Origin of the sequence: Joostella sp. CR20 (assembly GCF_038433465.1) — a bacterium.
GTDB lineage: Bacteria > Bacteroidota > Bacteroidia > Flavobacteriales > Flavobacteriaceae > Galbibacter.
Map to the genome: position 1 here is coordinate 240,402 of NZ_JAESVF010000002.1, position 15,210 is coordinate 255,611.

Sequence of the window (15,210 nt, forward strand, 5' to 3'; positions counted from 1 at the left end):
AACTAATAAATCTTTTAAATCTTTGTTGTGTAGTAGGGAGCGATTTGTTTCAGAATAAAACGTTCATGCCTTTGACTAATTTACGCAAAATATGTAACTTCAATCTTAAAGAAACTGTAAATAATACTATGGATTTTGATATTTCGCTTTATCGAGGATACGCCAACGAAAAACAGATTATTTTATTCGGTCATGTTTTTAAATCGGTTGCTCCAGATTATTTATTTACAGACAAAAAAGCCTTGAAACACGCCAGGGGGGTGTACGAAATGTTTACCATAAAAACGCTTGCCAATGCGCGTGTAAAAGTTAAGTTTCAAGGAGAAGAAATAACAACTCGTACCGTAAGCGATGGTTATTTTAGAGTTTGTATTCCTGTTGAAAATATTGAGCCAGGATGGCATTCGTATACGGTTGAAGCGTCATACAATAGTTTTGTACGCACAGAGCAAAGCGAATTTTTAAAACCCTATCCAGGGAAAATTGGAGTAATCTCAGATATCGATGATACTTTTTTAATATCGCACACCAATAATTTGCTACTGAAACTTTATGTTTTATTGACAAAAAATGTAAACAAAAGAAAAATTTATGCTGATGTTGCGCATCACTACAGTTTGTTGAGCAAGGCTGGGAGGGAAGATAAAATGGAAGCGAATACTTTTTTTTACGTGTCGAGTAGTGAGTGGAATTTGTACAGTTTTATTTTGAATTTTACCGAATTGCACAAACTTCCGAAAGCTGTTTTTAAACTGAAAAAAATAAAGCAAGGCCTAACCGATTTTTTGTTTTCTGGTAGAGGAAACCACAACCATAAGTTTAATAAAATAAAAGATATTCTAGAGTTTTACCCGCAAATGCAGTTTGTTTTAATGGGCGACGATTCGCAGAAAGACCCATTTTTATACGCTAAAATTGTAAAGTATTTCCCTAAAAGTGTTGTGGCAGTTTATATCAGACAAACAAAATCCAAAAAAAATAGCAAGACGCTTGCTAACCTTCAAGAAATTGAAGCATTTGCAATTCCGACTTGCTATTTTGAACACAGTTCTAAAGCTATAGAACATTCAAAAAAAATAGGATTACTTACATAATGTGAGTTTGCTATACGCATAATGAATGTGTATCAAATTGACCTATTTAAAAAGTATTGAAAATCAAGGAAGCAGTGTGTGCTGATAGATAAAAAGCTGTTTGAGCATAGCGAGTTCTTTTTATCTGTGGTTGGTGTTTCCGTAGATTTTCTCATACTTTTTTAATCAGTCTTGACTTTTTTGTTTCGTTTTTGTGTCAAGACAAAAATGAAAGAACTATTAAGTAGTTAATATGTAAATAAGTTAAAAAATACCTCTTTACTGATATTTATATCGAACTGAAGTTACTTAACAAGCTTACTTAAAATGTAAAAGTCTTTATCAACTTCAAACATTTTAATAGGAGCTTTACTAGTAAATTCTTTCCAAGATTTTGTTGGGTAAATCCACTGTTCATTTCCATCAATAAGCACTTGCACAGGCATATCAAAATCATCAACAATATTTGTATATCTATACTTTACAGTGTTTTTGTTGATTGTATATTCCAAGGTCGGAATTTTAACCGTTCTCAGGTATTGATTAAAAAACGCAGTTAAGTCGATACCTGATTGTTTAGAAAGGTAGTTTTCAATTTGTTGAGTACTTACTGTTTGGTGGTAAAATTCTTCTCCTAAACCACGAAGTATAGAACGCCACTTTTCGTCGTCTTCTACCAATTGGCGTAAGGTATGAAGCATGTTTGCACCTTTGTAATACATGTCTCCAGAACCTTCTTTATTTACATTATAAGGACCGATAATAGGCTTGTCGTTTTGAATGGCTTTTCGCGTACCGATAACATATTCCGCAGAAGCTTCTTTTCCGTAGTAATAATCGAGATATAAGTTTTCTGAATATGCAGTAAAACTTTCATGAATCCACATATCGGCAATGTCAATATTGGTGATGTTATTAGCAAACCATTCGTGTCCGCTTTCGTGAATGATGATAAAATCAAACTTCAATCCCCATCCCGATTGCGATAAATCTCTACCTAAATATCCATTTTTATATTTGTTTCCATAAGTTACCGAACTTTGATGCTCCATACCCAAATACGGAACTTCTACAAGCTTAAAGCTATCTTCATAAAACGGATACGGACCAAACCAATGTTCAAAAGCTTCCATCATTTTTGGCGCCTGTGTAAATTGTTGTTTTGCTTTTTCAAGATTGTAACTTAGCACGTAATAATCCATGTCTAAAGGACCTTTCTCTCCTTTATATTTTTCTGAAAAATTTACGTAATCTCCAATGTTTACATTCACCCCATAGTTGTTAATTGGGTTGCTTACAAACCAATGAAAAGTCTTTGTATCTTCGTGTTCATCAACACCTATGAGTCGCCCGTTAGAAACATCCATTAGATTTTTAGGTACGGTAACACTTATTTTCATGCTATCCACTTCGTCGTACATATGGTCTTTGTTTGGCCACCAAACACTTGCACCCAATCCTTGACAAGAAGTAGCGACAAAGTCGTTTCCGTTTTCGTCTTTTTTCCAAGAAAATCCTCCATCCCAAGGAGCTCTAACCGCTTCTTTTGGGTGTCCAGAATAGTACACAACAACTTCGTTAAAATCACCTTTATTTTGTGTTTCTTTTAGTTGAATAAAATGTGCATTTCCTTCAGAAGTAAAAGTAAGCTCTTTATCGTTTTGCGTAACTTTTTCAATTTTCAAAGGTGGTTGTAAGTCTACCTGAAGCGTTTGATTTGATGAAAGTACTTTGTAACGGATGGTATTTTTTCCTGAAATGTATTTTTTAGAAGGCTCCACAGCAATATCTAGGTGGTAGTAATTTAAATCCCACCACGCTCTTTCGGGCGTAATACTTCCTCTTAAAGTATCTTGTCTAGTAAATTGTTCTTCGTTATTAAAAAGTCCAGAATTTTGAGCACTTGCAACTGCAGAAAGGCAAAACATTGCCAATAGTAAGGTTTTCTTCATGGTATTTATAACTGATGAAAGGCAAAACTAGTTAATTTATGTATTTTTTGGTTGCTAGTTTACGTTAAAACTAAAGAAGCTTTTGACTTTGATTGATAGAAAATCTAGTTATTATTTAAGTGTTTTTTGAAAATCCGTAATATCATGTCAAGATTAAAATGTCAGGTCGAGCCTGCCTTTGCTGGCAGACAGGCGTAGTCGAGACCCTAATTAAAGTATGTTAAGTCAAATGACCTCTCGACTCCGCTCGAGGTAACAGTGTATTATGATAGATTGCAGACAATTATATAATGTTTTAATAAAAAACAACTGATTTTAAACAAATAAACCTATTTAAGTAATTTCAATAAACGCTCCCAAGCCTCATCGTGAGCTTTTTTATTACCTGCTTCTGCATCTTTTTCTGCGCCACTTCTCATGAAAGCATGACCAGCATCCGCATAAATTACAGGCTCGTACACTTTGTTGTATTGTTTCATTGCTTCTTCTGTTGCAGGAATGGTTGCATTTACACGGTTGTCATTTCCGCCGTAGAAACCATAAACAGGCGCTTTAATACTTTCGAGTACAGTTTTATCTTCTGGCGCAGTTCCGTAGAAAACAAAAGCTTTTTCGGTCTCTAAATTATTGGTAGCATATCGAAAACTTTGCGAACCACCCCAACAAAAACCAACAACAGAAATTTTTCCAGTTCCAGCAGGGTCTTTTTTGATGTATTCGTACGTAGTTTGTAAATCTTTAGTTACTTGTGCAGGATCGAGTGCATAAATGGCTTCTCGAGCTTTGTCGGTGTTTTCAAAATCGGTGGTTTTTTCAATACCTTCAACCGTGTTAGAAATTAAATCTGGCGCAATAACCAAATAGCCTTTTTCGGCAAGTTTGTCGGCAAATGAACGTGCCCAATCATTGAGTCCTCTATTTTCATGGATAACAATAACGGCATCGGTAGCTACATTGCTTTCTGGATACACTACAAAAGCTTTAAATGTTCCGTTTTCACGCTCCAAATCTACCCATTCGTGATGTCTTTGCGATTCGGATAATTGATTGCTAATTTCAGATACAGCTTCCGCAGTGGCGTCTTTTGTTATTTCTTTTTTTGGTTCGCTTTTGCAACTCGACAAAAGCGCAATGGCAGTTACAAGGGTGAGGATTTGTTTCATTTTATAGTTGAATTTAGGTTTCTGTTGAATTTTTTAAATGAAAGAACTCGTATTAATGATCGCTTTGAATAATGCTATTTGGAAAGGTAACTACACTTTCGTGACCGTTTTCTCCTACGGAAGAAACTCCGAAGAAAAAGTTGTCGATAACAATTCCTTCAAGTGTAAAAGAAGTAGTGTTTTCAATATATCTTGAATGATCCCAAGTCGGCGAAGTGGTGTCTCTCCAATATATTTTATATCCTTTAGCTCCAGGAACATTTTCCCATTCTAATTTTGCTGAAGCTTCAACAATTCCGCCAATAGCTACTTTTTTAGGCGCAGGGGGCGCCCAAGCCAAACTTGCGAGATTGATAGCGTTTACGGCAGTTAATTTTTTAGCGTATTCAAAATTTACATGCGCTAAAACATCGCCGTAGGCAATACCATTTTCGGTTCTAATATCTTGATGTTGTTGGGTGTAGTTTTCATGAGCTTCCATAATTCTAATTCCTGCAAAACCTTCATCGTTAAACGGACGGTGATGACCGCCACGACCAAAACGATCGAGTCGATACACCATTATAGGGTTCATTTCTGGCATATAAGTTTGTACATTTTTATGCACATAGCGTGCCAATTGTCTTGAAATTCCGTCAACTTCACCACCGTAAAATCTACGCATTGCTCGTTCGCGTTCGGTTTCTGTCGGTGGAGTAGGTTCAGAAAAAATTCTGAAATCGGTATTGCTAATAATCCCATCAACACCTTTTATGTTTCCAATCATGTCGTTGTTAAAAATCCCGATGATATCCCAGCCTTTTTCTTTGGCGTATTTAGCTAAACCTTTTCCGCCAAAAAGTCCTTGTTCTTCACCAGAAAGTCCTACATAAATGATACTACTTTCAAAGGAATAATTAGAGAGTACACGAGCGGCCTCCATAGTTCCTGCCATTCCGCTGGCATTGTCGTTAGCTCCAGGAGCGTCTGATGTATAATTATTTGCATCAGAAACCCGAGAATCAATATCGCCACTCATTATAATAAAACGATTTGGATATTTTGTGCCTCTTTGAATGGCAACTACATTGTTTACCCAAACATCTTTTGTAATACGACTGTTTTCTCCTTTTTTAACTAAGTTGTTTTGATAAAATACCTCCAAGCAATTTTGACAATCGGAGCTTATTTTTTCAAATTCGCTTTTAATCCATCTTCTGGAAGCACCAATACCGCGAGTTTCAGAAAGGGTGTCACTTAAAGTATGACGTGTACCAAAACTTACGAGTTTAGTAACATCCGTCTGAATTCTTTCCGAAGAAATAGCATCGATAATATCGTAAATTCTTGCATCTGTTTGCGCTGAAATAAAATTGATAAAAATTAATGTAGTTAAGAGGAAAAGTTTTTTCATGGGTTAAAATTGCTGTTTGTTAGTTAGTAAATTTGGTTAAAATATTTCGAACTTCGGTAGTGTCTTTTACATAATATTTGGCTTTGGTTTTTTTGAAGCCAACTTTTACGGTGTACGAACCTTCGGGTACTTCTTCAAACATATATTCGTCGGTCCAATCGTCACCAATAGTAAAAATAAAATCGTATTCTTTTGCTGAAAGAAGTCTGGATGCTGCACGTCCTTTGTTTACGCTACTACTTTTAATTTCGATAACTTTATTACCTTTTAAAACTGAAAGGTCGTTGTTCGAAATTAAGCTCGTTAAAACGGTATTCAATTCGATGGTTCTAATCTGCGCCAACTCTGGATCGGCTTTTCTGTAGTGCCATGCCAACGAATACTTTTTCTCTTCGATAAAGGTTCCAGGGGTGCGGTCAACAAAAGTTTCTAAAATAGGGCGGATGTTTTCCATCCAATCGTTTTTAACACGTTCGAGCGCTTCCCATTCTTTGTTGCGTTTTCTCAACCAAACACCGTGGTCGGTAATCAACGAATAGTTTTTGTTTCCAAACCATTTTTCGAAAGTCTCTTTGTCGCGTCCGCTTATAATCACCATATCGGTATTTGGCATATCGTTTATTTTGTCGAGTAATTCGAGTAAAGCTTTATCTGGACTTGCGTTTTGTGGGTTGTCTTGAAAAGCTGCCAAAGTACCATCGTAATCGAGTAAAATAAGCTTGTTTTTAGCGTTTTTATAAGCTTCAATCATTTCTGAAGTACGTGTGTTGTTGAGTTTTTCAGAAACAATAACTTGTCCCAATTTCTCTGTTGCCTCCAACGATTTAATAAATTCTTGTGCCCATTTTTCAACACTGTAACGCTCTAATCTTTTCTGAAGAATGGTATTTCTTGAAATTTGCTCTTCAACGGGCATTTCGAGTGCTTGTTTGATGGCATCGGCAATTTGTTCAAAATTATTCGGATTTATCATCAAAGCTTCGTTCATTTCTTTGGAAGCTCCCGCCATTTCACTTAAAATTAAAACCCCATCTTTATTGGTACGTGTGGCAATATATTCTTTGGCAACCAAATTCATTCCGTCTCGCACAGGGGTAATCAGTGCAACATCGGAAGAAGTATATAAATCGATTAAATTATCAAAAGGCATGGAGCGATAAAAATACCAAATAGGCGTCCAACTAACCGTTGCAAACTGACCATTAATACGACCTACCAGCTCATCGGTTTCTTTTTTTAATAATTGATATTGCGGTACGTTTGATCGCGACGGAACCGATAACATAATAAGACGCACTTTCTCTTTAAATTCTGGATATTTGTTCAGAAAATATTCAAAAGCACGAATCCGATTTGGAATTCCTTTGGTATAATCTAAGCGGTCTATCGAGAGAATTAGTTTGGTGTCTTCGGAAGTTTGCATGTGGTCGTCTAACCTTTTTTGAAGTTCCGACCTGTCTTTAACACTTAGTTGCATGTGGTTTTTTGCTGCCTCATGAAACTTTTTATAATCAATTCCCATCGGAAATGAATCAACTTTTACAAGTCGGTCATGATAAATAATTTCGTTAAACTTCACATCGAGGCGTAAAATTCTTTTAATCGAACTTAAAAAATGACGTTCGTAATCATAGGTGTGAAATCCAATTAAATCGGCACCAAGCATTCCTGTAAGTAACTCTTCACGCCAAGGAAAAGTTCTAAAAATTTCATACGACGGAAACGGAATATGTAAAAAGAAACCAATGGAAACATCAGGTTTTTTCTCTTTAATCAGTTGTGGTAGTAATAATAGTTGGTAATCGTGTACCCAAACTTTATCGCCATCTTCAATATTTTCAAGTACAATATCTGCAAACTTTTGATTTACGGTTTTGTATGATTCCCAGAAGTCTTTTTCAAATTCAGTATATTCCATAAAATAATGGAACAACGGCCAGAGCGTACGGTTGCTAAAACCAAAATAATAATTGTCGATATCGTTTTGAGATAAAGTAACCGAAGCACAATTTTCCGTAGCAACAGCTTTTGCAACTTCTTTTTCGAGTTGCGGATTGAGTTCTTCTTCGGTAAGTCCAGACCAACCAATCCATAACCCGCCTTTGTCTTTGTGTACCGATTTCATTCCGGTAGCCAAACCGCCAACGCTTGGAGTAATTTCTAGGTTATTTTCGTTTAATTTTATTTGAAGTGGAAGTCGATTAGAAACAATAATTGTTTTGCTCATAATTTTGGTTGAAGTTTTCTTTTTCTTTTAAGTTGATTGTAATTTTTTAATTTGAGAAAAAATGAAGTCAGATTTTAATAAAACGACATTAAAACTGTAAGAGTTTTGAGATAATAAAAATGACTTTAAATTTTCACTTTCATTTATAATTAGATAATTGGTTAACAAATAAGATTTTCGTTAATTTAAGGAATTATTAGTAGCTAAACGTTATAAAAAACATAATTAATGAATAATTTAGAATACGGAATTATAGGAAATTGTAGAAGCGCAGCATTAATTTCAAAAACAGGCTCTCTTGATTGGTGTTGTTTGCCCGAGTTTGATTCTTCTTCTGTATTCGCTAAAATTTTAGACGAAGAAATAGGAGGGAACTTCGGTTTTAACGTAGATGATTCTTACACCATTTCTCAGCAATATTATAAAAACACAAGTGTACTTGTAACACAGTTTTCTAACGGAAAAGATGCTTTTTCAGTTTGGGATTTTATGCCACGTTATTACGAAGAAGACGGAAGTTACAATTCGCCACCAGATGTTATTCGATATGTTGAATACATCAGCGGGAAACCTAGTTTTAAAGTAGATTACAATCCGAAATTGGAGTACGCTTTGGGAGTGACAAACACCTATGTTAAAGACGATTTTATTGTAAGTTTAACCGATAAAGAAAAGTTCGACACGCTCTTTTTATACACTAGTTTTGATAAGAATAAAGTGGTTTCTGGTGAAGAAATTGCAATTACTGAAGATGGTTATTTTTTAGTTGGTTACAATGAGAAAATTTTAACCCCAACAGTAAGTAAAGCCTTTTTAGAACTGTCTAGAACTAAAGTGTATTGGTTGAATTGGTCGGAACGAACACCAAGCTACAAGAAATACAATAACGAAATATTGCGTAGCGCCCTTACCTTGAAAATGCTAACATACGACAAATCTGGGGCGGTGTTGGCGGCAGCAACTACTTCCTTACCAGAAACTATTGGGGAAGTGCGTAATTGGGATTATCGCTTCTGTTGGATTCGAGATGCCTCAATGGTGATAAAAGTGGTGTCGGAATTAGGGCATAAAAATATGGCAAAGCGCTTTCTTCAGTTTATTATCGATTTAATTCCTGATAAAGATGAAAAGCTGCAAATTATGTACGGAATTAACAAGGAGAAAAAACTTACTGAAGAAACCCTCGACCATTTGAGTGGTTACAAAGGGTCGAAGCCTGTACGAATTGGGAATGCAGCTTATGAACAACGTCAAAATGATATCTACGGAATTTTGATGGATGTAATTTATGAGCAATTCATGAAGTTTAGCACGCAAATCGAGAATAGCGAAGATTTATGGACGATCACCAAAGGAATTGTTTGGGTGGTTAACAAACACTGGAAAGAAACCGATAAAGGAATTTGGGAATTTAGAACTGAAGAAAAACATTTTACCTTTTCGAAAGTATTGTGTTGGGTGGCTGTAGATAGAGCTTTGCGAGTAGCCAAAATGCTTAACAAAACCCGAAAAATAGAGAAGTGGAGCGCTTTAGAACAAGAAATTAAAAATGATATCCATAAACACGCATGGAATGATGAAGTGCAAGCATTTACGCAATTTTACGGATCTAATGATATGGATGCCTCTGTTTTATTGATGGAGCCTTACGGGTTTATAGATGCCAAAGATGAGCGCTATGTGAGTACCGTAAAAGCAATAGAAAAAGAGTTAAGCAACGACGGTTTGTTGTATCGATATAAAAATCAAGATGATTTTGGTTTACCGTCATCATCTTTTACCATTTGTACGTTTTGGTTTATCAATGCTTTAAATAAAATTGGAGAGCACGATAAAGCAGTTAAGTTGTTCGATCAACTCTTGTCATACAGTAATCATTTAGGATTGTTTAGCGAGGATATCGATTTTAAAACGAAGCGTTTGCTAGGGAATTTTCCGCAGGCATATTCGCATTTAGCATTAATAGAAACTGCTATAAATTTATCGAATTATAAATCGGATGAAGATCAATTAATTCAAAGTGTAAAACAAGATTAAAAATAAGGAAACTGCCTGAAAAGTATTTAAAACCATCACTCTGAAATAAACTCAGTTTGACGAAAAACTAATCTTTTTAGGCAGTTTTTTAGTGTTATTTTTTTAATTTTTGCTCACGTCCAATTATAAAATACAGGATAGCACCGAAAAAATTTAATAGCAATACTACAAGAAGCCAAACTATTTTATTATTTCCTGAAAATTCATTTTTTAAGATATCGATTAATGCAATAAGTGTAGGCAGAAAAGCTAAAGCTAAAAAAACAAGTGTTAGTATGATTTGCCATGGGCCAATTGTATTTGATGCAATCATAGTTTACAGTTTTGGAATTCTACTAAATATACAATTTTTTAGCATTTAAAAACCATATGTTTTAATGGCATTGTCTCTAAATATTTTTTGCAGAACGCTCTCAGGTAACTGCAACCCTTTAAAACTTCCTTTAAATTCTGGAGCTGTTAAGGTTTTGTCTGTTGCAAAAAAGTCCCAATGATTTTTCCAAAGCGTTTCAAAGCGTTCTGTAAGTTCGTCGTCATTCATACTTCCATCGTCTATAACATCGGTTCCGTAGATAATTCGATCTTGATACTTAATAAAAAAGTTTCTTACTTTTTCCCAATCATCTTTGGCTTGCAATTGCACATGACAAATGCGCTCGGCTAGGTCTGTGTCGGTATTTGGATAGCTGTCCAAACGTTTAGCAACTTCGTCGATACTCCATTCCATACTGAATAAATGCAGTCCTACGTATTTCAGTTTTGGGAATTTTTTCAAAACGTTATCACGAGCTTCCATTTGTTTTTCATAAGAAGGATATGCTGGTAATAAATACATGTGGTATTCTGGATGTGCAGCAAAGTAATTTCTGTCTGAATCTACAGTCATTTCTTCTAGTGGAAGCCAACAATTTTTGGGTTCTCCTTGATGCCCAATTAATAAAATATCATTATCAACTAAATATTGATAAATAGGATCAAAACGTTCATCGTCCAACATAACAAAGTTTCCTTCTTTGTCTTTAACTGAAGGATCCATTCCTATATTTTTCCATATTTTAACACCAACGGCGCCATTGGAAATACCTGTTTGAATTTGATTTAACGCATGCGGAAGCCACTTTTCGGTATTCCAATATTGCGTATCAAAACTTGTGATGAATTTACTGGTGTTCGGGAACTTTTCTTCTAAATCGTGAATTACCTGCTGTTGTTCTTCCAAAGAATCAAAGAAAGGAATATCGGTATTGATAGATAAAAATGAAGCGCTGTACTTTTTAGCTAATTTCATTTTTGCTTCTGAACGTGTGTTTAAATGCACATGGGCATCAATGAATGGTTTTAGCATGGTGTTAGTTTTTAATCATTTCTAATTTAGTTTTTACCAATTCGGTAACTTGGTTTGTTGCCTTCGGAAAAACTTTTCTTAAATCAATTTCTTCATTATTGGTTAATTCTTTCTGAAGTGTTTTCATAAAGATATTTTTAATTTCCGTTGCCAAATTAACTTTACAAATCCCGTTACTAATAGCTTCTTGAACTTGACTATGAGGCACTCCAGAACTTCCGTGAAGCACTAAAGTCGCATTGGTAACTTCTTTAATATTCTTCAAAAGTTCGATATCCAAATTAGGTTCTTCTTTGTAAAAACCATGTGCTGTTCCAATGGCGACAGCTAGAGCATCGACGCCAGTTGCATCCACAAATTCTTTGGCTTCATTGGGTTGCGTAAACCCTTGCTTTCCGTGTGATTGCCCTAATTTTGCTACGTAACCTAATTCGGCTTCTACATGTGCATTGTATGCCTCGGCACGTTTTACAACTTCTTGAGTTATTTTTATATTTTCTTCAAAAGGGAGTTCGCTACCATCAATCATTACTGAATCGAAGCCTGCATCGAGGCATTGTTGTACGAGTTCTACCGACCCTCCATGATCTAAATGAATCCAACCTTCAACGCCAAATTGTTCCAATCCAGCTCGACCTAATTTTACTGCGGAGTCCAAGCCCATGTAATCAATAGAGCTTTTGGTGAGCTGTAAAATAATAGGCTCCTTTAAATCAGATGCTGCTTGTAAAACCCCATGTAGAGTTTCTAGGTTATAGAAATTTGTGGCGAGTAATCCTCTTTTTTGTTGGGTGAATATGGCTAGTTTTTCTTTTAATAGCATGTTGTTATAATTCAGAATTAAATATTGATTTTATTTTTTCTTTAATCGTATTTTGATCGGTAAATGCGGTAGTTCCGCCAGCTGCGGTAGTGTTTAAAGCACCCATTAAATTACCAACGCGTAAGCACTCAGCAAGCGGAGCTTTTTCGATGAATTTTTTTATGAATCCACTGTTAAAGGAATCACCGGCACCAATGGAGTCTACATATGCAGGGTTATGAAATGCAGTGGCTGTAATTTTTTCATTGTTTTGAATGGCAAAACTTCCTTTTTCTCCCATTTTTACAACCAAAATGTTGGTGTAAGTTTCGATGTGTTCCGTTGCTTCGTCTAAGTTCTTTTTGCCAGTCAACGCCAATAATTCTTGTTCATTCGGCATAAAAACATCTACATATTGTAAACATTCTTTATAATCAAAGTTCCATTTGTTTTCTGGATCCCACTGTAAATCAAGCGAAGTTGTTAAGCCACATTCTTTTGCTTTCTTGAAGATTTTTACAATATCTCTTCGGATTCCTTTCTGAATAAAAAAATTAGAAAGATGGAAGTGTTTAAACTCAGATATTTCTTTCCACGGAATGGAATCATACGTAAGCGTTTCCATAGCACCACAATATGTTACATTTGCACGATCTTGATCGTAATTCATTACAATTGTAATACCCGATGGTAAGTTGTTGTTTTTTATAAGAAAGTCGGTAGCAACGTTTTTATTTTGTAATTCTGTTGTGATAAAATCTCCGTAAGAATCATTTCCAATAACACCACAAAAAGAAGTTTTTATCCCCATTGCGGAAGCATTTGCAGCCATAATTGCTGAAGAACTTCCGAGAGAGAGATTCATGTTGTTGGCAATAATTTCAGTACCAATTTCAGGGAAACCCTCGATATTGTTTAATATCAAATCAACATTAAGTTCTCCTACAACTATTAATTCTTTATGAGGCATAATCTAATTCTTTAAGTGTAACTTTTGGAAGTAATTGGTTAACGTCTTCAATTTTAAGCATTCCTAAATCATCATTCAAACAATTTGCTGCACCACAAGCAACACCATAGCTTGCAATTTCTTCAATTTTTAAATTTTTATCAACTGCATAAGCAATACCAGCTGTTAAACAGTCGCCACTTCCTACGGTACTTATAACTTTTGAAATGCTAACGTTGGCATGTATTAATTTCCCTTGGTAATATAACCATAATCCTTCTTTTCCTTTCGTTATGGCTATTAGTTTTATTTTTTTGCTGAGGTTTTTTACAATTGTTGAAATATCTGAATTATCGTAAACCGATTTCAATTCGTCTTCGTTTATATGTAAACCGAAAAATGACCCTTGAAGCGCGTGCTTTAATTGCTCACCAGAACAATCGATGATTACTTTTTTTTGCTGATGATTACAAATAGTAATAAGCTGTGCATACGCATCGTTTGGAGCTCCTTTCGGCCATGAACCAGAAATGCAAACTAATGAATATTTTGTAATTGAATCTTGAAATTTTAAACTGAAATTCTTCCAATCTTGCTCTGTAAAAGTTGGACCAGGTTCTAACAGTTCGGTATTGTTAAAAGCTTCATTTTTACTTCTAAAAGTGTAGCATTTTCTGTTTTGTCCAACAACTTCAATACCGTCAGTATTAATATTTTTATCTGCACAGGATTGCTTAATCCACTGTCCGGAATTGCCTGCCCAGTTAGCAAACAATGTGGTTGGATGGTGTAATTCATTCAAAGCAAAAGCAATGTGTGTGGCTTTTCCGCCAGGAAACTCTTTAAGTGCAGTGATTCTGTTAGCTTTTTTTGCTTCTATAGCATCTATCCATGCATAAGTGTCGATAGACGGATTTGGACAAACACTTAAAATCATAGCATATTACTTTTTATAAATGTTTACGCCTTGTACCACTCGATTGATAGCTCCAGAAACCGATGGATTGTCTGGATTTAACGATAATTTTAAAGATTTATAAAGACCTAAAAGCTGACCAATAAGTGTAACTGGAATAAGTTGTAATGTGTTATTGCTTACCGCTTGAAAAGGAATTCGAACGGCATTTTTAATTTTAATATCTACAACTCCTCCAGCTAAAATTGCCTGAATGTTTCTCGGGTCTTTCGCAATGTCTTCTACCAAATCCTTTTCGTATTTAAACACGTGTTCATCTTCAGAAAAAAGATACACAAGTAATGTGTTTGCATTCACCACAGCTCTAGGCCCGTGTCTAAATCCTAAGAAAGAATCGAATTTACAAATAACTTTCCCGTCGGTTAATTCTTGTAATTTTAGGTGGCATTCTCTAGCAATTCCTAATTTTTCTCCAGAACCTAAAAAGACTACTCTTTCAAAAGCTCTTTCTGTGATTTCAGCAAAAACATCTACACTATTTAAAATGGCTTCGGCTTGTTCGCAGATTGTATCTAAATCAGTTGCTTTTTTATCTATGTTTTTAATGTCTGTAACCAATAAGGCAGTAAGAAGCATGCTCGTAAAGCTACTCGTCATAGCCAAACTTTTGTCGTTTGTTTCTTCTGGGAGTACAATACTGTAACATGGATTTTTTGTTTCCTTATGATAATCGACCAATGCGCCATCTTTATTACATGTTATAATTAGATGGTAGATGTCATTTGAAAATTCATCAGCTAGCGAAACAGCTTCCAAACTTTCAGGACTATTTCCAGATCTAGCAAAAGAAATTAATAAGGTTGGTGTATTTCTTAAGAAAAATGAATCTGGATGCGTAACCAAATCGGTGGTTGCAATTGGTTGTGTTAATCTGTTTGTTTGTTTTTGAATAATACTTTGAGAAGCCTCACCAATAAAAGCCGAAGAGCCTGCTCCAGTTACAATAATTCTAAGATTTTCTTTAGCTAGAATTGGTTGTAAGTATTTAGAAATAGCCTCTTTGCTGTTGCTCAGTAATTGAAATGTTTCTTTCCACAGCCTTGGTTGTGAGTTAATTTCTTGTACTGTATGTAGGTTATTAAGACTTGCTGTATTGTTCTTCATCTTTTTCAAAGTTTATAAGAAATGACAACTTATAGTCGTCTTACGCAAATTAAAAGAAAATAATTCGAAAACAAAAAAAATTTCGTTACCTTTTTATTTGTTCGTATATTTCGCTTTTAAATTAGAATATAGCTAATATATTCTGATTTATATATTTTTTATTGTGATTAAATAAATAAACGAAAGTTA

At 35.0% G+C, this 15,210-nt stretch carries 12 protein-coding genes; 2 read left to right on the top strand and 10 right to left on the bottom strand.

Annotated elements, in window-relative coordinates; all coding sequences use genetic code 11:
- Nucleotides 1-71: 71 nt before the first annotated feature.
- The gene (locus JMA43_RS05200) at nt 72-1,094 is read left to right on the top strand and encodes an App1 family protein (protein ID WP_342155320.1); all 1,023 of its coding nucleotides are present in this window, start codon (nt 72-74) and stop codon (nt 1,092-1,094) included.
- Nucleotides 1,095-1,378: 284 nt separating this feature from the next.
- Here JMA43_RS05200 and JMA43_RS05205 read toward each other — a convergent pair whose 3' ends face one another.
- From JMA43_RS05205 to JMA43_RS05220, 4 genes are all read right to left on the bottom strand, one after another.
- Nucleotides 1,379-3,025, bottom strand: coding sequence for a M1 family metallopeptidase (locus JMA43_RS05205; protein ID WP_342155321.1), 1,647 nt, complete (start codon nt 3,023-3,025; stop codon nt 1,379-1,381).
- Between the two features lie 329 nt (nt 3,026-3,354).
- Complete coding sequence (locus JMA43_RS05210; RefSeq protein WP_342155322.1) at nt 3,355-4,188, bottom strand: dienelactone hydrolase family protein; 834 nt, start codon at nt 4,186-4,188, stop codon at nt 3,355-3,357.
- 52 nt (nt 4,189-4,240) lie between these two features.
- Nucleotides 4,241-5,581 carry a M28 family metallopeptidase gene (locus tag JMA43_RS05215; RefSeq protein WP_342155323.1) on the bottom strand — a complete coding sequence of 447 codons (1,341 nt, stop codon included), beginning with the start codon at nt 5,579-5,581 and terminating at the stop codon, nt 4,241-4,243.
- A 19-nt stretch (nt 5,582-5,600) separates the two neighbouring features.
- Nucleotides 5,601-7,808 (bottom strand): bifunctional alpha,alpha-trehalose-phosphate synthase (UDP-forming)/trehalose-phosphatase, encoded by a 2,208-nt coding sequence (locus tag JMA43_RS05220; RefSeq protein ID WP_342155324.1) that lies wholly within the window; start codon nt 7,806-7,808, stop codon nt 5,601-5,603.
- Between the two features lie 228 nt (nt 7,809-8,036).
- On the opposite strand from JMA43_RS05220, the gene JMA43_RS05225 reads away from it, so the two are divergent.
- Nucleotides 8,037-9,845, top strand: coding sequence for a glycoside hydrolase family 15 protein (locus JMA43_RS05225; protein WP_342155325.1), 1,809 nt, complete (start codon nt 8,037-8,039; stop codon nt 9,843-9,845).
- A gap of 94 nt (nt 9,846-9,939) precedes the next feature.
- Here the strand turns inward: JMA43_RS05225 and JMA43_RS05230 are convergent, their stop codons facing one another.
- Genes JMA43_RS05230 through JMA43_RS05255 form a run of 6 tightly spaced genes read right to left on the bottom strand, consistent with a single transcriptional unit; the run spans nt 9,940 to nt 15,021 of the window.
- Entirely contained in the window at nt 9,940-10,158 is a 219-nt protein-coding gene (locus JMA43_RS05230; RefSeq protein ID WP_342155326.1) for a PLDc N-terminal domain-containing protein, read from the bottom strand.
- Between the two features lie 45 nt (nt 10,159-10,203).
- Nucleotides 10,204-11,190, bottom strand: coding sequence for an amidohydrolase family protein (locus JMA43_RS05235; RefSeq protein ID WP_342155327.1), 987 nt, complete (start codon nt 11,188-11,190; stop codon nt 10,204-10,206).
- 4 nt (nt 11,191-11,194) lie between these two features.
- Nucleotides 11,195-12,013 carry a class II fructose-bisphosphate aldolase gene (locus JMA43_RS05240; protein ID WP_342155328.1) on the bottom strand — a complete coding sequence of 273 codons (819 nt, stop codon included), beginning with the start codon at nt 12,011-12,013 and terminating at the stop codon, nt 11,195-11,197.
- 4 nt (nt 12,014-12,017) lie between these two features.
- The gene (locus tag JMA43_RS05245; protein WP_342155329.1) at nt 12,018-12,962 is read right to left on the bottom strand and encodes a carbohydrate kinase family protein; all 945 of its coding nucleotides are present in this window, start codon (nt 12,960-12,962) and stop codon (nt 12,018-12,020) included.
- Nucleotides 12,952-13,878 carry a 1-phosphofructokinase family hexose kinase gene (locus tag JMA43_RS05250; protein ID WP_342155330.1) on the bottom strand — a complete coding sequence of 309 codons (927 nt, stop codon included), beginning with the start codon at nt 13,876-13,878 and terminating at the stop codon, nt 12,952-12,954. The genes JMA43_RS05245 and JMA43_RS05250 overlap by 11 nt, the downstream gene beginning before the upstream one ends.
- A 6-nt stretch (nt 13,879-13,884) precedes the next feature.
- A complete protein-coding gene (locus tag JMA43_RS05255; RefSeq protein ID WP_342155331.1) occupies nt 13,885-15,021 on the bottom strand; it encodes an SIS domain-containing protein in 1,137 nt (378 codons plus the stop codon).
- Nucleotides 15,022-15,210 lie beyond the last annotated feature (189 nt).